General features: G+C 61.4%; 16 protein-coding genes. 8 read left to right on the top strand and 8 right to left on the bottom strand.

Annotated features, from left to right (window positions below; translation table 11 throughout):
* Positions 1–152: 152 nt before the first annotated feature.
* The 7 genes from cobJ to AB4N41_RS11835 all read right to left on the bottom strand — a co-directional run bounded on the left by cobJ (position 153) and on the right by AB4N41_RS11835 (position 6,993).
* Positions 153–1,853: a precorrin-3B C(17)-methyltransferase gene (gene cobJ, locus AB4N41_RS11865; RefSeq protein WP_252877358.1), complete on the bottom strand. Its 1,701-nt coding sequence runs from the start codon at positions 1,851–1,853 to the stop codon at positions 153–155.
* Positions 1,853–2,587: a precorrin-2 C(20)-methyltransferase gene (locus tag AB4N41_RS11860; protein WP_370695113.1), complete on the bottom strand. Its 735-nt coding sequence runs from the start codon at positions 2,585–2,587 to the stop codon at positions 1,853–1,855. The genes cobJ and AB4N41_RS11860 overlap by 1 nt, the downstream gene beginning before the upstream one ends.
* Positions 2,584–3,210 (bottom strand): precorrin-8X methylmutase, encoded by a 627-nt coding sequence (locus AB4N41_RS11855; RefSeq protein WP_056787678.1) that lies wholly within the window; start codon positions 3,208–3,210, stop codon positions 2,584–2,586. Before AB4N41_RS11855 ends, AB4N41_RS11860 begins: the two co-directional genes overlap by 4 nt.
* Positions 3,203–4,501: a precorrin-3B synthase gene (gene cobG / locus AB4N41_RS11850; RefSeq protein WP_290127521.1), complete on the bottom strand. Its 1,299-nt coding sequence runs from the start codon at positions 4,499–4,501 to the stop codon at positions 3,203–3,205. The genes AB4N41_RS11855 and cobG overlap by 8 nt, the downstream gene beginning before the upstream one ends.
* A gap of 156 nt (positions 4,502–4,657) precedes the next feature.
* Entirely contained in the window at positions 4,658–5,308 is a 651-nt protein-coding gene (locus AB4N41_RS11845; protein WP_252877357.1) for a hypothetical protein, read from the bottom strand.
* Between the two features lie 52 nt (positions 5,309–5,360).
* Positions 5,361–6,398 carry a hypothetical protein gene (locus AB4N41_RS11840; protein ID WP_252877356.1) on the bottom strand — a complete coding sequence of 346 codons (1,038 nt, stop codon included), beginning with the start codon at positions 6,396–6,398 and terminating at the stop codon, positions 5,361–5,363.
* Entirely contained in the window at positions 6,322–6,993 is a 672-nt protein-coding gene (locus AB4N41_RS11835; protein WP_056787668.1) for a hypothetical protein, read from the bottom strand. Before AB4N41_RS11835 ends, AB4N41_RS11840 begins: the two co-directional genes overlap by 77 nt.
* Before the next feature lie 225 nt (positions 6,994–7,218).
* On the opposite strand from AB4N41_RS11835, the gene cbiE reads away from it, so the two are divergent.
* The 8 genes from cbiE (at position 7,219) to AB4N41_RS11795 (ending at position 15,668) form a co-directional block, all read left to right on the top strand.
* On the top strand, positions 7,219–8,430 hold the full coding sequence (cbiE, locus tag AB4N41_RS11830) for a precorrin-6y C5,15-methyltransferase (decarboxylating) subunit CbiE (protein ID WP_252877355.1): 1,212 nt from the start codon (positions 7,219–7,221) through the stop codon (positions 8,428–8,430).
* Positions 8,423–9,520, top strand: a complete 1,098-nt coding sequence (locus tag AB4N41_RS11825) for a cobalt-precorrin-5B (C(1))-methyltransferase (RefSeq protein WP_252877354.1) — start codon at positions 8,423–8,425, stop codon at positions 9,518–9,520. The genes cbiE and AB4N41_RS11825 overlap by 8 nt, the downstream gene beginning before the upstream one ends.
* The gene (locus AB4N41_RS11820; protein WP_150638220.1) at positions 9,517–10,233 is read left to right on the top strand and encodes a cobalt-precorrin-6A reductase; all 717 of its coding nucleotides are present in this window, start codon (positions 9,517–9,519) and stop codon (positions 10,231–10,233) included. Before AB4N41_RS11825 ends, AB4N41_RS11820 begins: the two co-directional genes overlap by 4 nt.
* Positions 10,234–10,550: 317 nt before the next feature.
* Positions 10,551–10,949 (top strand): DUF2946 domain-containing protein, encoded by a 399-nt coding sequence (locus AB4N41_RS11815; RefSeq protein ID WP_041480684.1) that lies wholly within the window; start codon positions 10,551–10,553, stop codon positions 10,947–10,949.
* A gap of 48 nt (positions 10,950–10,997) precedes the next feature.
* A complete protein-coding gene (locus AB4N41_RS11810; RefSeq protein ID WP_041480685.1) occupies positions 10,998–11,477 on the top strand; it encodes a copper chaperone PCu(A)C in 480 nt (159 codons plus the stop codon).
* Positions 11,478–11,498: 21 nt separating this feature from the next.
* Positions 11,499–11,945 (top strand): DUF2946 domain-containing protein, encoded by a 447-nt coding sequence (locus AB4N41_RS11805; RefSeq protein WP_095180927.1) that lies wholly within the window; start codon positions 11,499–11,501, stop codon positions 11,943–11,945.
* Positions 11,946–12,029: 84 nt separating this feature from the next.
* Positions 12,030–14,150, top strand: coding sequence for a TonB-dependent copper receptor (locus AB4N41_RS11800; protein WP_252877353.1), 2,121 nt, complete (start codon positions 12,030–12,032; stop codon positions 14,148–14,150).
* 144 nt (positions 14,151–14,294) lie between these two features.
* Positions 14,295–15,668 (top strand): PepSY-associated TM helix domain-containing protein, encoded by a 1,374-nt coding sequence (locus AB4N41_RS11795; protein ID WP_095180929.1) that lies wholly within the window; start codon positions 14,295–14,297, stop codon positions 15,666–15,668.
* 51 nt (positions 15,669–15,719) lie between these two features.
* Here AB4N41_RS11795 and AB4N41_RS11790 read toward each other — a convergent pair whose 3' ends face one another.
* On the bottom strand, positions 15,720–20,726 hold the full coding sequence (locus tag AB4N41_RS11790) for a DUF4329 domain-containing protein (protein WP_252877352.1): 5,007 nt from the start codon (positions 20,724–20,726) through the stop codon (positions 15,720–15,722).
* Between the last annotated feature and the right edge of the window lie 6 nt (positions 20,727–20,732).

Below are 20,732 nucleotides of genomic sequence, written 5' to 3'. Positions count from 1 at the left end.
GCGGACCGGCGCGACCGTCGGGCAAAAAAAATGGCCCTGCCCTGTGGGACATGACCATTGTTTATTGCTGGTGGAAAACAATTGAAACTTCAATCGGACTTACAACCGCTCAAACTTTCCCAAAGCCGAATATTGAATGAGCGGAGGGTTTTTCAGGACAGCGGTTTTTCACCATACCAACGCGGCGTGTAAACCCACTCACCGCCTCCGGCACGGGCGAAGGTGCAGGTGGTCGAAGAACCGATCAGCACCATGGTGCGCATGTCCACCTGTTCCGGTGTCAATGCGCCCAGGGTCGTGGTGCGCAGCGTCTGCCCCGGCCGGCCGATGTCCCGGCCGAGCACCACCGGTGTTTCAGGCGAGCGGTGCTGCGCAACGATCTCCAGCGCCCGGCCCAGTTGCCACGGGCGCGCCCGGGAAATCGGGTTGTAGAACGCCAGGGCCAGATCCGCTTGGGCGGCCAGATCCAGACGTTTCTCGATGATCGCCCAGGGCTTGAGGTTATCCGACAGTGACATCACGCAGAAGTCGTGGCCCAGCGGCGCACCGGCCTGAGCCGCAGTGGCCAGCGAGGCGGAGACGCCGGGGAGGATTTCCAGATCAACGCTGTGCCACGCCGGATCGTCCGATTCGTGCAGGGCTTCGAGCACCGCAGCGGCCATGGCGAATACGCCCGGGTCGCCCGAGGAAACCACGATCACCGAGCGGCCTGCGGCGGCGAGCCTGAAGGCATGGCGGGCACGCTGCATTTCTTCACGATTGTCGGTGCAGTGCTGCACCTGATCGTCGCGGAACGGGCCAGCCATGCGCACGTAGGTTTCGTAGCCCAGCACATCGGTGGCGCGGGCCAGTTCGGTTTTCACCGCTGGCACCATCAGTTCTGCGGCGCCGGGGCCAAGGCCAATGACCGCGAGGCGACCGCGCGGGCGGCCGATCTGCGCGACGTCCAGCGGTTGCTCGGCAATCGCGATCGCCAGATGTTCTGCGCAGATCACGGTCGCCGCTGGCACTGCCACGCGGGCCAAAGTCTGAAGATCGTTTTGCGCCGCGACGAAGCGCAGTGGCACGCCCAACTCGAGCGCAGCCTCGCGCAAACTCGATGAGGCCATTTCAGCGTCTGCTGCCACCAGACACGCCAGTGCCGGCACGGCGACACTGGCCTGTTGCAACGCAGCGCGAACGGCGTTCGGCAGATCCGCCACGTCAGCGCTCACTGCCACCGCCACACTGCGCGGGTAAATCAGCAATTCATCGGCGCTGGCCACCCGCTGCACACTGCTCACATGAATCGACCGCTGCGCCTGCGGATCCTGCGGCAACTGCGCCTGATCGAGCCATGGCGCCGCGCCTTCGATGCGCACGCTGTGCCCGGCGAGCAGGTCGGAAACGAAGCGTTTGCCCGATTCCAGATCCGCCAGTGCGTAGCCGCTTGGCGGATTGAGCAGGCAGGTACCAAAGCGCAATTCGCCGCTGGTGGTGATCGCCGGCGCCACTTGCAACGCCGCCGCGATCTCCCGGGCCATGACGTTGACCCCGCCGAGTCCACCCAGCAATGGCACCACCGCGCTGCCGTCTTCGGCCACCGCCAGCACCGCCGGTTCGGCGCCTTTCTCCAGCAACAGCGGCGCCAAGGTGCGAATGACAATCCCCGCCGCGCACAGGGCAATGATCGGCGTGTCCTGTTGATACAACGCGCGCAGGGTCGCGCCGAATTCCTGATAGCTGCTGTCGGCGCCTTCAACCCGTCCGGCAAGGCCATGGATTTGCGCCGCCGGGTAGACCTGCTGAATGCGCCGCGCCGTCGCGAGGCTGCCCTGGCCGAGAATGACGATGGCGGGAGTCGCTTGGCTCATCAACCTTGCCACCGTTCGCCCGGGACGATGATCAGCGAGAAGTACGGCGAGGACATCGGCTCGACCTGATCCATCGGCACGATCTTCTGGTTGGCCATGGTCGCGCGCTCGACATACAACGCACGCTCGGCGAGGCCGAGTTCTTCCAGCACCTGACGGACCTTGGGAAAGTTGCGCCCCAGTTTCATGATCACCGCCGCATCGGCATCGGCCAGACGCCGTTTTAGTTCTTCGTGGGGCAGCACGCCGGAAAGCACCGACAGGCTCTGATTGCGATACACCAGCGGCGCGCCGAGCACCGAAGCGCCGCCGAGCATCGAGCACACGCCGGGCACGACTTCGGCCTCGTAACGGCTGGCGAGACGATCATGCAAATACATGTAGGAGCCGTAGAAGAACGGGTCGCCTTCGCAGATCACCGCTACGTCGCGGCCGGCGTCCAGATGCTCGGCGACCGCCACAGCGGCTTCGTCGTAGAAATCACTGATCACCTGCTCATACGACAGCGGCGCCGGCAACGCCTCGGTGGTCACCGGATAGACCAGCGGCAGCAGGTTCTGCGCCTCGACCAGATGCGCCTCGATGATGCCGAACGCATTGCCCTTCTTGCCCTTGGCCACGAAATACGCGACCACCGGCGATTCGCGCAGCAGGCGCAAGGCTTTGACAGTGATCAGTTCCGGATCACCGGGGCCGACACCGAGGCCGATCAGACGTCCTTTGGCCTGCATCATTCGATCTCCGTGGCGAGGGCATTGACGGCGGCCGCGGCCATGGCGCTGCCGCCCAGCCGGCCTTGCATGATCACGAATGGCACGCCACGACTGTCGGCGGCCAGTGCCGCTTTCGATTCGGCAGCACCGACGAAGCCGACCGGGAAGCCGAGGATCAGTGCCGGTTTTGGCGCGCCGGCGTCGAGCATTTCCAGCAAGTAGAACAGCGCGGTCGGTGCGTTGCCGATCACCACCACACTGCCTTCGAGGTGCGGGCGCCACAACTCCAGCGCGGCGGCCGAGCGGGTGTTGCCCAACTCGCGGGCGAGCTCCGGCACGCTGTCGTCGCGCAAAGTGCAGATCACTTGGTTATTGGCCGGCAGGCGCGTGCGGGTCACGCCTTCGGAGACCATCCGCGCGTCGCAGAGAATCGGCGCACCGGCCGCCAGAGCATCGCGCCCGGCCTTGCCCGCGCCCTCGGAGAATTGCAGACCGTCGATGGCCTCGACCATGCCGCAGGCGTGGATCACTCGCACCGCAAGTTTTTCCAGATCGGCGGGAATGCGCGCCAGATTGGCCTCGCGGCGAATGATCGCGAAGGAGTTGCGATAGATCTCCTGACCGTCGCGGATGTAATCAAGCATCAAGGGGGCTCCGGGAGCGGGCGTCGAGCAGGGTCGCGGCCGCTTCAATAGTAAGATTGCAGGCGTGCAGCGTGCCGAATCCGGGCTGTGCTGCATCGCGAAAATAGAGGTCGTAATGACCGGGGGCAACGGCCAGCAGCGTCGCTGGCGCGCAGTGGGCGGCGGCGCAGGAGCGCGAGCAACCCGACAGGTGCACGCTGAGGCCTGCGGGCAGCAGAGGTGCAAGTTGCCGGGCATCCTGTTTGGTGTCGGCAAGGCCTTTGCCGCAGCCATCGGCGCCGGTGCAGGCGATCAGGCGAGCCAGTGGTTCGGCCTCGGTCGTCAACAGGCCCAACGCCCGTAACTGCTCAAGCACGTTGTCGGTATCAGTGGCATTCACGTTCGGCAGCAGCAGGCTCTGCCACGGCGTGAAGCGCAGACTGCCATCGGCAAATTGACGGGCCAGTTGTGCCGCGCCACGCAGCATCGCCGGATCAAGTCGGCCCAGTGGCGGCACCGCGCCGACGTAGCAGAGACCTTGCGTGCTCTGCTGATGAGCGCCGATGTGCAGCGCGTCTGCCGACGTCGAGCGCTGCCAATTGCTGATCGCCTTGAGCGATACGCGCTCGCGCAAGGCTTCAAGAAAGGCGAGCCTGGGCAACTCGTCGAGCAGATGGCGCATCCGTGTTTGCTCTGGCCGGGCCAGGTCGAGGAACAACTCCAGCGCGGCGACCACCAGCGCGTGAGCGTTGTCCAGGCTCACAGCGCCGAGCGGGCGATCGGTCGGGCAACCGGCCAGACCGAATGCCCAGAGAATTTCGCCGTCACGCTCGAATGCCGACAGCCACAGATCATGCGGATGTTCGAGCATCACCAGGGCTTCGCCGCCATCGAGCTGCACGGCGAACTTGGCGCTCAACTCATGGAAGCGCGGATGACTTTGCAAGGTGTCGAGGATTTGCCCTGCGAGCGGGCGCGTGTCGATCAGCATCTGCCGATCGATGCCGGCGGCAGGGCTGAGCATCAGATTGCGCACATCGTCGCCGGCAGCGTTCTTTGGCCCGAGGCCAGCGGCCAGCAAGCGCTCGATCAGCGCCGCCGATTGCGCACCGATACCACGAATCTGCAGATTGCCGCGATTGGTCGCTTCGATCGCACCGCTCGCAAACGCTTCGGCGGCAGCGGCCACCGCATCGGCCTGATCGGCGCTGATCGAACCGCCATCAAGCTTGATCCGGCAGATACCGCCGTCCAGTGCCTGGACGATACGCAGCAACCCCGGGCAGGCCGAGGGGCGTAAGGCAGTGGACATCGGGCGTTCGTTCAAGGGGCTGACCGGTTGTGTGGCAGAAGCGCTTCGCGGGCGAAGGCGCGGTATTATGCCTGCTTTGCCCACCGGTATGAAAAGTCTGCCCTCTGTCTCGACCGGTGGGGCAGGCAGGCTTCAGTTGTTGCCTCTGCCGCGCTCTCAGGTCAGGGCGATAATCTGCTTTTCGCGCCGCTCACCCAATAACGCAATAATCCTGGCTCTCGAGAAACAGTAATCATCGGCATCTATTAGAGCCTTGTAGCAATCAACAGCAAGGTTGCCCACTATCTGCTCAGCATTGAAGCGTCGCTCAAGCACATTGCCCGGAACAGGCTCTTTGACGGCAAACGAAATGACGACCATCGTAATCGTTGATTCCGCAGATACGCTGCCAAGCATGAAGCGAATCGACTTGCCCTCTTGCAGAATATTTCGCTGAAGCAACTCAAGGGCCGCACCGTTGCTCTCCAGTTGCGAGGTCAGATTGGCAATTACCTGTTGGTTCAAAACTGCCGGCGCCCAACCTTGCAAGAGTTCTTGTGCCAACTCCAGCAGAGTAAAAGTATCGGGCGTAGTGACCGGCGCGCTGATAACCGGATCGTCGAAAAACAAAGCACCGGTGACTTTCAAAGCCGTTTTATTGGCGTCATTCCATGCATCGCATTCAACAGCATCGGGAACTTTATGCGAGGCGACCGTTTGTGAATAAAGCAGCGCATCGAGACTGTCGTCAATGTCAGATGCCGACAGCTCTTTACTCACCAGCACTAATGCCCCTGCGCATACGAAAACCTTCGAAATCGCGAACATTTGCATCTCCCACAAAAAAACCAGAGGCTTGCGCCTCTGGCATTAATCACTTTCAGACCGATTGGCCAAATTCGTAGCTGAGCGCTTTCTCACGCTGCTCAGTCAGAGCCTTGACAATCAACGGTTCAACCATTGCATAGTCTTCCTCATCCATATACATAGTGGCGCCGGCGTTATAAATCTCCACAGCAGATGTTGCCCATTCTACAAACAGTACTTTGGTAGGTTGAGCCGAAGCCAGATATTGCACAGCAGCGATTGCCAGGGTGATACCACCCTCATCATCCTGCGAAGCCGCACTCATGCAAAAGTTGCCACCTTCGGCTTTCTTCGAGTTGTTCTCGAACAGCGTCAGGGCCTGTGGTTCATTTTTCAGCGCATCCATGGTCGCATCTGCCACAGAGGACAATACTTTAAGGGCTGCCTGGCCCTGCCCGACCGCAGCACCAACAGCGGTATGCAGAACAGACAGGACAACATTGTCCATGGTCAATTTTTGCGAAGTAGCGGTATATCGATTATAAGGCTGGCTGAAAGCAAACCAGCCAGCCAGTTTCATCAATCGCATAAACTCGTTATAGCGCTGTTCCTTTTGGTTGGACGCCGGATATTTGAGCAAGGCAACCAGATCGGCATACATGTAGGTGTTTTTAACGATTCGCTTGCTGCGCTTGGACATGCTTGCATCAAAGCCTGCAATACCCGAGCCCATGATTGCAGCATTCAGTTCATCTTTATCAATCGGCAAGCTACTGCCAACACTTGCCGAACGCGAGCGCAGCACTGGCTGCGCAGCGATAAACTCATTGGTTTGTGCAATCAAACTAAACCGTTCAACAACGGAGATTACATCTTTATTCAGCTCAGTCATAAATGGATTCCTTTCTTGGTTAAAACACCGACTTGGCGTGGAAAACAAACTAACCACAGCACCGGAGTTAATCAAATCGAAAATCCATGCATTTAATTTCAGACCGTCATACAAACCATCAAACAAAGCTGAACAACTAACATCAAGCGCCCCGAGCCAACTCAATTTCACGCGTGCGCATATCAAGCACTGCAGCAGCCAACTGAAGGCGATTTTCATTTATCGCGGCAGACCTGATCAAAAAGCGCCTGGAGCGGATATCAAGCTCCGAACCCGTATGCTGAATAGTCCAGAACAAATAGGTAGAGGACCACTTCGCATCAAGCAAGCGAACATTACTGACGACAATCTCCAACTCCCTATTGAAATTGTACTGAGCAGGAGAAAAACGAAAATCGCTCCATTCCCGAGCGCTGCCTCTAAATACGTCTATGGCGTCCGAATGTGTCTCAAGCATATGGAACGCTTCCTTCATTAGCGCGACTTTCTCCCGACTTAGTTGTTGCGACAAGGATCGCGCCCAGACGTCCAGCGCATTGCCGGTAAAGTTCTTGTCAACATGGATTACCGGAGCTTGCTCCAGGCTCCAGCCGACAGACCAGAGCACCCCGGAATAATATTCGAACCAAGCAGCTGGCTCACTGTTTCTGTCATGACGCAAATCGGCTCTGTATTCTGCCCAGCGCATACTGTCTTTGACGAATCGTTTGTCTTCCGCAGTCAACCCGGAAAAGTAGGACAACAGATTATTCCCCATCACCGTCGCACTGCCTTGGTCGGGCAGTGCTGAGATACTGTTCAAAACATCGTTCATTTCAATTATCCATTTGATTATTCAATTTACTAAAAAAGTACCTTCCGGATAGCCACAAGCACTTCCAGCGGAACGCCAATTCAATACTTGCGAAGAACTCGAAAAATCACAAAAGACAATGTAAACATTCAATGTCGGCGCTCCTGAAAAAAGGACAGCAGCCAGTTATCGATTGTCGCGCTATCATGTCGCCCGCTTCGCTGGACGCAGGATCTGGAGTATGAAATGGGCGATTGGCTGACCGTTGTGGGTATTGGTGAAGACGGCTTCAAAGGCCTGGGCAAAAACGCCCGGCGTGCTCTGATGGGCGCTTCGCGGATCGTCGGCGGCCAGCGCCAGCTGGATCTGCTGCCGCCGTGCATCGGCGGCGAGCGGCAATTGTGGCCGAGTCCGTTTTCCCTCGCGCCAGTGCTCGAGTCGCGTGGCGAGCGGGTCTGCGTGCTGGCCAGCGGTGATCCGATGTTTTACGGCGTCGGTGCCAGTCTGGCGCGTCAGGTGCCGAGCGCCGAGATGGCGATCATCCCCGCCCCTTCATCCTGCGCACTGGCGGCGGCGCGCCTGGGCTGGCCGTTGCAGGAGGTGACGATTGTGTCGCTGGTGGCGCGTCCGTTGGCGGCGCTCAATGCGCATCTGTTCAGCGGCGTGCGTCTGTTGTTGCTGAGCAATGACGGCAGCAGCCCGGCCGCCGTTGCGCAATTGCTCTGCGAACGTGGTTTCGGCCCAAGTCGCATGACTGTTCTGGAGCATTTGGGCGGCGACGCCGAGCGGCGGATCGATCGCAGCGCCAGTGACTGGGAAAATGCGCCGATTGCCGATCTCAACGTTATCGCTGTCGAGTGTCTGGCCGAACCCGGTGTTACCGGCCTGTCACGCCTCGCCGGTCTGCCCGATTCGGCGTTCCGTCACGACGGCCAGCTGACCAAGCGCGACGTGCGCGCCATCACCCTCGCCCGCCTGGCGCCGAAGCCCGGCGAACTGCTCTGGGATGTCGGTGCCGGCAGCGGCTCGATCGGCATCGAGTGGATGCGTGCGCACCCGAGCTGTCGCGCCATGGCGGTCGAGGCCGACGAGGGCCGTCAGCAATTGATCGAACACAACCGCGATGCGCTGGGCGTACCCGGCCTACAACTGATTCGCGGCAAGGCGCCGCAAGCGCTCAATGGCCTTGAACGTCCAGACGCTGTTTTCATCGGCGGCGGCGTCACCCGTGAGGGTGTATTCGAGACCTGCTGGGACCAGCTCAAGCCCGGCGGCCGATTGGTGGCCAACGCCGTGACCCTGCAAAGCGAAGTCACCCTGATGCATTGGCGCGAACAATACGGCGGTGAGCTGACGCGCATCCATGTCGCCCAGGCGCAACCGCTCGGCGAGTTCGACACCTGGCGTCAGGCGTTGCCAATCACCCTGCTGGAACTGGTCAAACCCCTCGATGCGTGACGAAACCGCCGAACAACCCGCGCCCCTGCGCAGCGGCCTCACCACCGGCAGCTGCGCCACCGCCACCAGCCTCGCCGCCGCGCGCCTGTTGCTCACCGGCGTCAGCTCCGACGCGGTGCAGATCACGCTGCCCAAGGGCAAACAGGTGCAGATGCGCCTGGAGTTCTGCCGCCTGAGCGAGGGCGGCGCCGAGGCCGGTACGATCAAGGATGCCGGCGATGACCCTGACGTCACACACGGCGCCCTGCTCTATTCACTGGTGCGACTGTCCGCCGAACCGGGAATTCGCTTCAACGCCGGTGTCGGCGTCGGCACGGTGACCCGACCCGGTCTGGTATTGGCCGTCGGCGAACCGGCGATCAATCCGGTGCCGCGCAAAATGATCAGCGATCACCTGGCCTTGCTCGCCGTCGAAACCGGCTACGGCGGCGGCTTCGAGGTCACGGTCAATGTCGAGGGCGGCGCAGAACTGGCGCTGAAAACCATGAATCCACGACTGGGCATTCTTGGCGGCCTGTCGATCCTCGGCACCAGCGGCATCGTCCGGCCATTTTCCTGCGCCGCTTACATCGCCTCGATTCATCAGGGCATCGACGTAGCGAAAACCAATGGTTATCTGCACATCGCCGCGTGCACCGGCAACGCCAGCGAAGACACCATGCGCCGGGTCTACGACCTGCCGGAAATTGCCCTGATCGAGATGGGTGATTTCGTCGGTGCGGTCCTCAAGCATCTGCGCAAAGTGCCTGTGGATAAACTCAGCCTGTGCGGCGGCTTCGGCAAGATCAGCAAACTCGCCGCCGGGCATATGGATCTGCACTCACGGCATTCGAGCATCGATTTGCCGCAACTGGCCGAGTGGGCGGCGGCGATTGGCGCGGATGCGGCATTGCAACAAGGCATTCGCGAAGCCAATACCAGCCAACAAGCCTTGGCCATGGCCAGCGCGGCGGGCATCGCTTTGGGGGATGAGGTTTGCCGCCATGCGTTGAATTTCGCCAGTAGCGTCGTGCCGGCACAGGTCCAGGTCGAGGTGTTTGCCATTGATCGTCAGGGCGGGATTGTCGGGCACGCCGGAGGTTTTGCATGAAACGGATCTTGCTGCTCGGCGGCGTGACTGAAGCGCTGGCGATTGCCCGCACGCTCGGCCCACAACATATCTACAGCCTCGCTGGTGTTGGCCGGGTGCCGAGCGATTTGCGCTGCCAGGTTCGGGTCGGCGGCTATGGCGGCGCTGAGGGTCTGGCGCAGTTCATCGCCGATGAACGCGTCGATCTGCTGCTCGACGCCACGCATCCGTACGCCGCACAAATCAGCGCCAACGCCGCCCGCGCGGCACAGCTCGCCGGCATCCCCTGCTGGGCCTTGCGCCGGCCCGCCTGGCAACCGCAAGCAGGCGATGACTGGCGCGAGGTCAGTGACTGGGCCGAACTCATCGCCGCCCTGAAACCGTTCCACCGCCCGCTGTTCACCCTCGGCCGTGAACCGCTGCAACACCTCGACGAAATCCCCGCCCACCAGTTCTGGACTCTGCGCGCTCTCGACGTTTATCCCGGCAACACGCGCTGCGAAGTGATCGGCGCCCGTGGGCCGTTTCTGCTGGAAGACGAGCGAGCGCTGTTCGAGCGCCGGCAGATCGATGTATTGATCAGCAAGAACAGCGGCAGCAGCGCCACCGAGCCGAAGCTTGAAGTGGCGCGCGAGCGTGGCGTTCCGGTGCTGGTGTTGAAGCGGCCGGGGTTGCCGGGGGTTGATCGGGAATTTGGATCTGTCGGCGACATCCTCTCAGCCCTCTCCCGCTGAATCGGCACAGCCCTTTGTGGGAGCGAGCCTGCTCGCGAATACGTCCGCACCGGCAGCCCATCAGTGCCTGACAAATCGCTTTCGCGAGCAGGCTCGCTCCCACAGGAACCGTGGATGTTGCTGATATCTGTGCACACTCACAAAATTTGTGGGAGCGGGCTTGCCCGCGAAGGCGTCAGGTCTGGCACTGCAAATTCAAGTAGCTACACTCCTTTAACAGCTCAATGCGACACCAAGCCGCACGACGCTTTTTTACTTATCGGCCCTGATCAGGCTAAATGGGCCGCGCCTGATCGCCCACCCAACGGACCTGTCCCATGAACCGACGCCGGTTAGCATTTGCCTGGATCGCCTGCTTTGCAGTGCTGTTCAACATGCTCGCCATGCCGCTGAGCGGGGCGATGGCGCAGGCGGCCAGTTCACCGGCCGAGCAGATACTCTGGAGCAGTTTCTGCACCGGCAGCGGCATGAAGATGGTGGCGATCGACATCGGTGCCACGGATCAGAAGGCCCCGCAAAACGACAACCATTCGAACATGCAGCACTGCTGGTGTTGCTCAGGCGGGGCGCCATTGCTGGCGCTGCCGGGGCATTCGCCGCAGCTGTATTTCGCGCAATTTGAAAGCAACCGCAGCGTTGCGCCCGCCTCCCTGCAAACCCCGACGCCGCGCCAGCAATGGCCGAGTCTCAATCCCCGTGCCTCCCCTCTGGTCTGATTGGTTCGCGCCCTGAATCCGCGTTTCAAATCGTTCTGGAGAACTGCCATGTTGAAGAAACTCTTCGTCCTCGCTGCGCTGTTGTTGCCGGCGTGCTTTGCCCATGCCCACGAATACAAGGTGGGTGCGCTGGAAATCGCCCATCCGTGGTCGCAGGAACTGCCGCCGAATGCGCCGACCGTCGCCGCCTATTTCATCATTCACAACACCGGCAAAAGCGCCGATCGCCTGCTCAGCGTCGACTCGCCCATCGCTGCACAAGCGCAGTTGCACGAGCACGTGATGCAGGGCGATCTGATGAAGATGCAGCAAGTGCCAAGCGTGGAAATCCCCGCCGGCGGCACCGTGACCTTCGCGCCGATGGCTTACCACGTGATGCTGCTCAACCCGAGCGATCGCAGCCTGCTCAGCGACGGCAAGCGTTTCCCGATGACCCTGCATTTCGAAAAGGCAGGTGACGTCAGCGTTGAAGTAGCCGTGCAGAAGAAACCGCCGGAATCGGCCCAGGGCCACGTGCACGCTCAGTAACTGTTTCGGCTGACTTCGCCCATGCGTCCGTTGCGCGCCAGGCCCGTCCCGCATCACCGTCAGACTCAAGCGCTGACGCGTGGCAGCTGGATCGCCCTGTTCGCCATGTTGATGATCTTCATCGGTCCACTGATTTCTCAGTCGATGCCGATGGATCAGCACGCCTCGACGTCGATGCCAATGAGCATGGACATGTCGATGGACATGCCCGGCATGGATCACAGCGGCCATGGCGCCCAGCCTGCTGCCGAGCATTGCCCGCCGCAATCTTCGCATCACGTGCTGTGGGAAAAGTGCGGCTATTGCACCCTGCTGTTCAATTGCCCGGCACTGACCGGCGGCGGCGATTTCGTCGCTTTCAACATCCCGCCACCCAACACCTTCACCACACCCTCCCCGCGTCTGGGCCATGCCCGCCAACCCTTCTTCCCCGGCGCCCGCACCCGCGCCCCGCCCATCGCCACGTAAACACGCACCTCTGATTGCACACGGTTGAGAAGACAGCGCCAGGCTGCCGACCGTGGTGTTTACGACTGTTCGATGGAAATTGTCATGTCCAGGTTTACTGCTGTCCCCTGCGCGGAATCTGCCCGCGCGCACTTTGCCCTGAACGAATCGCGGATTCGTTGCAGGCACGCTATTGCCGTCCTTTGCGGCGTACTGCTGACACCGCTGGCGCTGGCCGACGCTCACGCCGGCCATGAACATGAACTGAGCCCGACGGTGATCACTGCCATCGCCCCGAGCTCGCCACTGACGATCGTCACTAACCCCAAGGATCCGCGCCAACCGGTGCCGGCCAGTGACGGCGGCGATTACCTGAAGACCATTCCCGGCTTCGCTCTGGTGCGCAATGGCGGCACCAACGGCGATCCGGTGCTACGCGGCATGTTTGGTTCGCGCCTGAACATCCTCACCAACGGCAGCATGATGCTCGGCGCCTGCCCTGGCCGGATGGACGCGCCGACCTCGTACATTTCGCCGGAAACCTACGACAAACTCACCGTGATCAAAGGCCCGCAAACCGTGCTTTGGGGTCCCGGCGCATCGGCCGGTACGGTGCTGTTCGACCGTGAGCCGGAGAACTTCGGCGAACTCGGCACGCGCGTCAACGCCAGCCTCCTGGCCGGCTCGCATGGGCGTTTCGACAAGGTTGTCGACGCCGCTGCCGGCGGTCCTCTGGGTTACGTGCGGGTGATCGGCAACACTGCGCATTCCGATGACTATCGCGACGGCAACAACGACATCGTCGCCTCGCGTTACGACAAGTGGAACGGCGATATCGCACTGGGCTGGACGCCGGATGCCGACACCCTGATCGAACTCACCGCCGGCAAGGGCGATGGCGAGGCACGGTATGCCGGGCGCGGCATGGACGGTTCGCAGTTCCTGCGCGAGAGCCTCGGTCTGCGCTTGGAAAAATCCAACATCAGCGAGGTGCTGGAAAAACTGGAAGCGCAGGTCTACTACAACTACGCCGACCATGTGATGGACAACTACACCCTGCGCACCCCGTCCGGCACCGGCATGATGGCGGGACCGATGGCGTCCAACGTCGACCGTCGTACCCTCGGTGCACGGATCAAAGCAACCTGGCGCTGGGCTGATGTTCAGCTGATCACCGGCCTCGACGCACAGACCAACGAGCACCGTCAGCGCAGCTCAATGGGCATCGATACCTACAAGGAGCTGCCGTACAGCAAGGACGCCGATTTCCACAATTACGGTGTGTTCAGCGAAATGACCTGGTACGCCGCCGAGCGTGATCGCTTGATCACTGGCGCTCGGGTCGATCGCGCCTCGGCCAAGGATTACCGGCAAACCACAGGGTCGGGGATGATGTCCCGCCCCAACCAGACCGCCGACGACAGCCGCGCCGACACGTTACCCAGTGGCTTCGTGCGCTATGAACACGATCTGGCCGACAGCCCGACCACGCTCTATGCAGGCCTCGGCCATGCGCAACGCTTCCCGGATTACTGGGAGTTGTTTTCGCCCAAGTCCGGCCCGGCAGGATCGGTCAATGCGTTCGACTCGATCAAACCGGAAAAGACCACGCAGTTCGACTTCGGCGTGAACTACAAGAGCGCCGACCTCGAAGCCTGGGCCTCGGGTTACATCGGTGTGGTACGCGATTACATCCTGTTCGACTACACGCCGGGAATGATGGGCATGAGCACCTCGCGCGCCGAGAACATCGACGCGCGGATCATGGGTGGCGAACTCGGAGCTGCCTACAACCTGACCGACAACTGGAAAGCCGATGCGACCCTGGCCTATGCCTGGGGCAAGAACAGCAGTGACGGCTCGGCATTACCGCAGATGCCGCCGCTGGATGCGCGCTTCGGCCTGACCTACAGCGAGGCCAAGTGGAGCGCCGGCGCATTGTGGCGAGTGGTCGCCGCGCAGCACCGCATCGACGCGAACAAGGGCAACGTGGTCGGCAAGGATTACGCCCAGAGCTCGGGCTTCGGCGTGTTCTCGCTCAACGGCGCGTACCGCATCAACCAGCACTGGAAAGTCAGCAGCGGCGTCGACAACCTGTTCGGCAAAGCCTACGCCGAACACCTGAATCTGGCCGGCAATGCCGGCTTCGGCTATCCGGCCAACGACCCGCAAGCAATCAATGAACCGGGGCGCACGCTCTGGACCAAAGTGGATATGAGTTTCTGACACCCACCCATGTAGGAGCGAGCCTGCTCGCGAAGACGGCGCCACGGTCGGCATTGATATCGACTGAACAACCGCTTCGCGAGCAGGCTCGCTCCCACAGGTAAACAGACAACGAAAAGAACCAAGCCAAGCGGAGCACACGTGATGCAAAAGCCTCAATCCAATTTCTACAACCTGGCCTGGCGCTGGCATTTCTATGCCGGGCTGTTCGTCGCGCCGTTCATGGTGATGCTGGCCCTGACCGGGATCATTTATCTGTTCAAACCGCAGCTCGATTCGCTGATGTACAGCAGCCTGCTCGAAGTACCGGCCGGGCACCACACGGTGCCGGCCGATGACTTGCTGCAACGGGTGAAAAGCGCTTATCCACAAGGCCAGGTCACTCAGTATCTGCCGCCGTTGAATGCTGAGCGCAGCGCGCAATTCGTGGTGAAGAACGCCGGTCATGAACTCAACGTGTTCGTCGATCCGTACCACGGTGACATCCTCGGCGAGCAGGATGCCAAGCAGAACCTGCAAGCCATCGCCCGTGCGATCCACGGCGAATTGATGATCGGCACAGTCGGCGATCGCCTGATCGAAATGGCCGCTGGCTGGGGCGTGGTGCTGGTGGTCTCGGGGCTGTTCCTGTGGTGGCCGCGTGGTCAGGCGGCGGGCATTCTGTGGCCGCGCCTGAGCCGTCGCGGTCGGGTGTTGTGGCGCGACCTGCATGCGGTCACCGGTTTCTGGGGCGCGACATTGCTGTTGGTGATGTTGCTCAGTGGCATGACCTGGACCGGTTTCTGGGGCAAGCAATACGCGCAAGTGTGGAATGTGTTTCCGGCAGCGATGTGGGACAACGTACCGACCTCCGACATCGAGGCACGCAGCCTCAACAGCGCCACCCGCCAGACCGTGCCATGGGCGATGGAAAATACGCCGATGCCGATGTCCGGCGACCACGCCGAACACATGAATCACGGCAATGCCCATGCCGGCCCCGCAGCACCCGCGATCAGCCTGCAGGACGTGCAGAACATCGCCAGTGAACGCAAGGTTGAACCGGGCTACAGCATCACCCTGCCGACCACCGCCACCGGCGTGTTCACCATTGCCGTGTTCGCCGATGACCCGCGCAACGACGCCACCCTGCACGTCGATCAGTACACCGGCAAAGTCCTCGCCGATGTCCGCTTCGAGCACTACGGCACCGTCGCGCGCGCCACGGAAATTGGCGTGATGCTGCACGAAGGCAAGATGTTCGGCACCTTCAACCAGATTGTCGTGCTGCTGATCTGCCTGATGATTCTGCTCAGCGCCGTCAGTGGCGTGGTGATCTGGTGGAAGCGTCGGCCTGAAGGCAAATTCGGTGTGCCGCCGCTGCGCCATGACCTGCCGAAGTGGAAAACCGGCGTGGCGATCATGCTGGTGCTGGCGGTGGTGTTTCCACTGGTGGGGGCGTCGCTGGTGGTGGTCTGGTTGCTCGACCGGTTTCTCGTGCCCCGACTTGGCCAGCGCGCCGCGCAGGTGCAGCGTTGATGTGACGGGCGCGGGCCGTTGCGGCGGCCCGCGCCTGTTCATTCATTTCATTTACAACTCGTCGCGCAAGCGCACGGTTCCGGGTGTCGGGGTCTGCTGACGACGGCTTCGCCAGGTAGTGTTCATGCGGCCGGTCTGGCGCCAGTAATAACCGCCGATCAGCACCCGAAACTCACCCAGCGCCATAAGCCGCGAAAGAAACTCTCCAGGGCTCAGCCGGCTGATCCAGCGTCCGCCCTCGAAAGTGGCTGAGCGGGTCAGCAACAGATCTCTTTCCGCCCTTGAATACACGGGTGTGTACTTGAGCAGCACATCGTGCGGCGTTGAATAGTAGTAGTGCAGGATATGCAGGCCTTTTTCCGTGGGTGCATGGGTATGCGCATGCACCAGCGAAGGCGCAGCGTAATTGGCATAGACCTGATCCACGTCCGCCGCCAGCGTGGTGTTGCCCGAGACATGCAATTGATGGGTGGCCATCACCGAGTAACCCTCGGGATAGCGCGGCGCCGGATCGCGCCAACTGACAGCCGGATCCGCGACGGTACGCAGTATGCGCAACAGCGGATTGTCCTCGTTGGCCAAATACACGATCGGCTCAAGCGGAACGAAGCGACGGCTGGACGGGTTCGCCAGAATCGCACTCTCATAACCGGTGCCTATTACCGCCTGGCCGGCTACCCGCCCATGAACATGGCAGGCGGCATCATCGGGATGATGAAAGACAGGTCCCAGCGCTGGCGCCGGATGCTCGCGCCAGCGTTGCTCACTGGACACCTCGGTCAGCCGTGGCTGCCAGTGTTCATCCACCTGACCATGCCGCGACCAGTATTCACTGGTTTCAATTACCTCAAGTCGGCCGGCATGAGCCATCCGTTGGACATAGTCGACAAATCTGAACGTACCACTGGCAATGCCCCGCTCATCGACCGCCGCTTCCACCTTCGACACAAAGGCATTGGGGCGCAGTTGCACTTGCCCGAACTCATCGTAGAAAGTGCCGGGCTCGAATGCATGCAGTTGCAATTTCAACAACGCGCCATCGGCGCAGGAGAAGTAGATCGGCCGGTACCCCTGGGGCGTGTTGGCCCATGCGCAGGCTGCCTGGACATCGTTGGGCAGCAGAAAAAAGTGCCGCATATCGTCCGGCCGCGCGCCCAGAGGTGGCAGGGCTGCTCGCAAATAAATGGCGCTCAGACTGAAACCTGACGGCAGCTTGCCCTGTTCGAAAACCCGATCCAGCGCCAACCCCGAACGCTGCACCGCAACTGGCAGAGTGGACACCAACAGGTCTTCAGGGCCGTTCAAAACGTAGCCGAAGGTCTGCGTATCTCTGCTCGAGGAGAATTGATGAGCGTACCGCGCGGCAGCGTCTGCCTGGATGAACAGCGGGCTGCCGACCGGGCTGCTCAACACCTTGTCATAATCGGCGGCCGGCAACAGATCCCCGGAGTATGGTGCCCACTGGATAATCTGGCGCGGTTGCCCCCAGATCGCGCTTACGGCGACCACCCACAGACGCCCGGCCCTGGCCAGATCGTTCACCCATTCGACGGGTTTCAATTGCCGATCGCGCAAGCGCTGTCTTATCGCTTTTGCATCGACGACGGACAGCCGCTCGCCCTGATCAAGCAGTTGCGAAAGCAGTTCGGCTTGCGGCCGATAGCCGATCACCGCGCCATCCGGACAGAACAGGTATTCATCCCGTGGGGCGGGTGTATAGCGAATCAGCGAACCGTCCGCCGCCACCCGGTATTCCTCTTTGATGCCGCGTTTGTTGAACGCCGACTCCAGCACCTCGACCGAAAACACGTTCTGGTACACCTGCTTTTGCACAGGCGCCAAGACCAATGACACCTCTTGGGCGACGCGCGAGCGGTACCGCGCCACGATGCGACAACCCGCAGGAAACAATCCGGCGGCGCGACTTTCCTCAGGGCAGATATCGGCGAAATCGAAATCCTCATGGCTGACTTCAACGGGCACTGTGGCGACGTAGCGCTTATCGACCGTCTCCAGAATCAGCCCGCCATGCACCCTGTCGGTCACCAGAGGCACGAGCGTCCTGGCGTGGACGGCCGCGTCGTCAGCCGTCAGAAAAACCGGACCGAGCCGGCGCCGTTCGAGATTTGCGTACGGTTGCCAGGTGGCTGGCACCAGCCCCGCCCGGTCCCAGCACAGACCGGTGCGCATGACGGAAAGCTCGCCGCTGCTGGCGACCTCATGGATAAAGTCGGTCGGTAGACGGTTGCCAGCGGCCAGATCGCTTTTGATCTGTTCAAGCGTGCGCTGGGACGAGGCGTCATGAAACAGTTTGCTGGACTTGCTCCACACATATTTGAGCAAAGCACCATCGCGCACGGCGATATAAAGCGCTGCGGGAGCGTCCGACACCATGACCGGGCGCCGGCCGCCGTAATACATCGAGGCTGTCAGGTGGTCCGGCGAGATGAAGTAATGCGCCAGCCATTCATCCGGGCTTTTCGTTGGATCACCGGCTCGTTGCGACGCATAAAAATTGCCGTGCAGTTCGAAGCCCTCGGGCAACGCATGCCAGGGCTCTGAGGGCAGGTCGGCGAAAACCGAATCGAGCCTGAACAGATTTTTGCCTTGATCACTGACGGGCACCAGCTCGGTAGCCACATACTCTGGCCGGCTCTTGTGCCTGAGAATGAAGCCGAAGTACGCGCGCGTTTCGCCCTGTGGACGAAAGTCCCCCATGCATCGGTCCCGTGCAGCCTCATCCGCCGAGGGGAAAATCGCGCCGAATGCCACACCTTCCAGGCGTTTCCAGGGCAACGGCAACGTCAGCGGCGGCAACGGTATTTGCGGCTGCGGGAGTGGCGTGGGTTTGGGCAGGATCGGCTTGTCTCTGTCCGGCTGGGGATACAGAAGCGGCGGCAGTTGCACCACCGGCAACTGCGGCACGGGCAAAGGCGCGGGCGTGGTGCGCAGCGACCAGGCGGGCGGCACCCGCCCGCGATAGCCCCACAGTTCATTATCGATCAGAACCGTTAAACGTCCGGCCGCTGCCTGTTCACGTATGAAGTCCTGCGGGCGTTTACGGCCGCTGTCCAGTTCCAGCGCCAGGGCGCCCGGATGCTGGCGCGTGCCCAGGCGCCGGGCCAATTCCGTGGAGCCCGCAGATCCGATGACCTCATACCTGACGAGGCTGTCCGGCGCCGCGCTGACATACAAGGCAATCTCGTCGAGCAGGACTTGCCTGACCTCCGCCACACTCAACATCTGCAAGCTCACAGCCGCTTCCTGATACGCCCAGCCAAAAAGCTCCGTATCCACCGGCAAAAGTTGCGACATGGCAATGTGAGAGACGTAACGGGCGTGCAGCGCATGGTCGTCGGGAAAGACCGGACGCCCATGATTGTCCATCGGATAAAGCCTGCCCTGACTGAGCGTGTCGATATCTCCCGGCAACGGTTCGGTCGCCACGAAGCGCTTGTCGCTGCGCTGAAAAACATACCCGGCGTACGGTTTGTCACGGCGCAGGCCGGCGAGTTCATGGGCATGGCGCACGGCATCATCGGCGCACAGAAAAGCGCCGCTCAATTGCGGCCAGGGGAAATTGGCGAAGGGTTGCCATTGCAGATCCACCGGCCCCAGATGCGCCCACAGCGCACTGCCGCGCACGACCTCCAGGGTGCCAGCCAGTACCAGCATCGAGACAAATGCGCGGGTATCCAGTGTGCCGGCCGCCAGCCTTGCCTGCACCCCATTGTCACCGACCGTGCCGTCCGACTGCGTAACGCTCAGTGCCGCTTCGATCGAATCGCCGCTGAAGCGGTACTTCAACATCGCATGATCCTGCGCCCGCATGTATAGCGACAACGCATGCCCTGCTTTCGCCAGATGTTTGCTGCGGGCATTCGCTTCGATAGCGACGGCGATCTCCCGGGGCGTGAAGAAGTTCTCGTAGAGCCACGGCTGAGCGGGTGGAAACTGCGCAGGGTCGGGCCGCGAGGCGAAGTAGAAACCCTCCAGCAAATAACCCCTCGGCAGCTGCAATTGCCCTTGGGCATCAACCGGAAATATTCGCTCAGGATCCCATGCAGCCAGTCCGGCCGGGCGCGCATGGGTGGCGACATACTCCTCGCCGGTCAACTTCTTCAACAGCAGACCCGCTGCGTGCGCGCCTCTGGATTTCAAGGCGGCAAGCACGGCGCGTTCGGCATTGACGCATACCCGGGTCATCAGCGGCAGTTCGGTGACCACACCCGTGGAGAACGACGCGCCGGCCTTCCAGTCCGCAGGTACGCGCCCCACCGAGTAGCCCCAGTCGGCATTCGAAACAATGACTTTGAGTTCACCCACGGTCGCCAGCTTGTTGATCACCTCCATCACGTCATAGGCCCCAGCCGGATGGCCCGACGGCCCGCCGGACTGCTGCCAGAGGAAGTAGTCGCGTTCCTCGGGCGAGCCGCTCGAGACGTATTTGAGCAAGCTGCCATCCGGGCCTGAAAGGTAAGCGCTGCGGAAAAAATCCCGCGCCGACACATCGCCAATGAAATCGCCGCCTGAATAGAAGCTCATGAACAGCCTGAGCAGGGTTTCATCCTGACGCCGATTGCCATTGCGGAACTGGTCATGTAGCGGCGGATGGCTGTGTACGCTGGCGATACATCGGTAGCCCAGCGGATGGAGCATGCCGCCAAGGGCATCGGTCTGCACAATCGTGCCGAAGTCGAAGCGCGTGGCTTCACCTGCGATGGGAGAGGTGGCGAGGAATTTCCCGTCCGGTCGCAGCAGGATCACGCTGCCGTACTCTTTGTCCGGGTTGAGTGGAATTCGTGTGTGCACCCAATAGGCGGCGTCTTCTTCAGTCAGAAAAGCCGGGCTCAGTGGGGGCAGCTTGAACGTTGCTGAAGAACTTGCGGTACGACCGGATCGGCCTGAGACATGACTCATAAAAACCTGCGCTGAGAATCGGATGAGCAACTGAGTGTGGCCCTTCGGTTTTCTCGAGCTGTGGTACAGGGTTATCGCCTTTGTATCCGCATCTGAGTGCCAGCGGGCGCCCCAATCTGGCGCAACTCGACGCACCATCGCCCG

The organism is Pseudomonas sp. S2_A10 (assembly GCF_054668465.1).
Note: the sequence above shows the minus strand (reverse complement) of the source record. Positions and strands in the feature narration are given on the sequence as shown.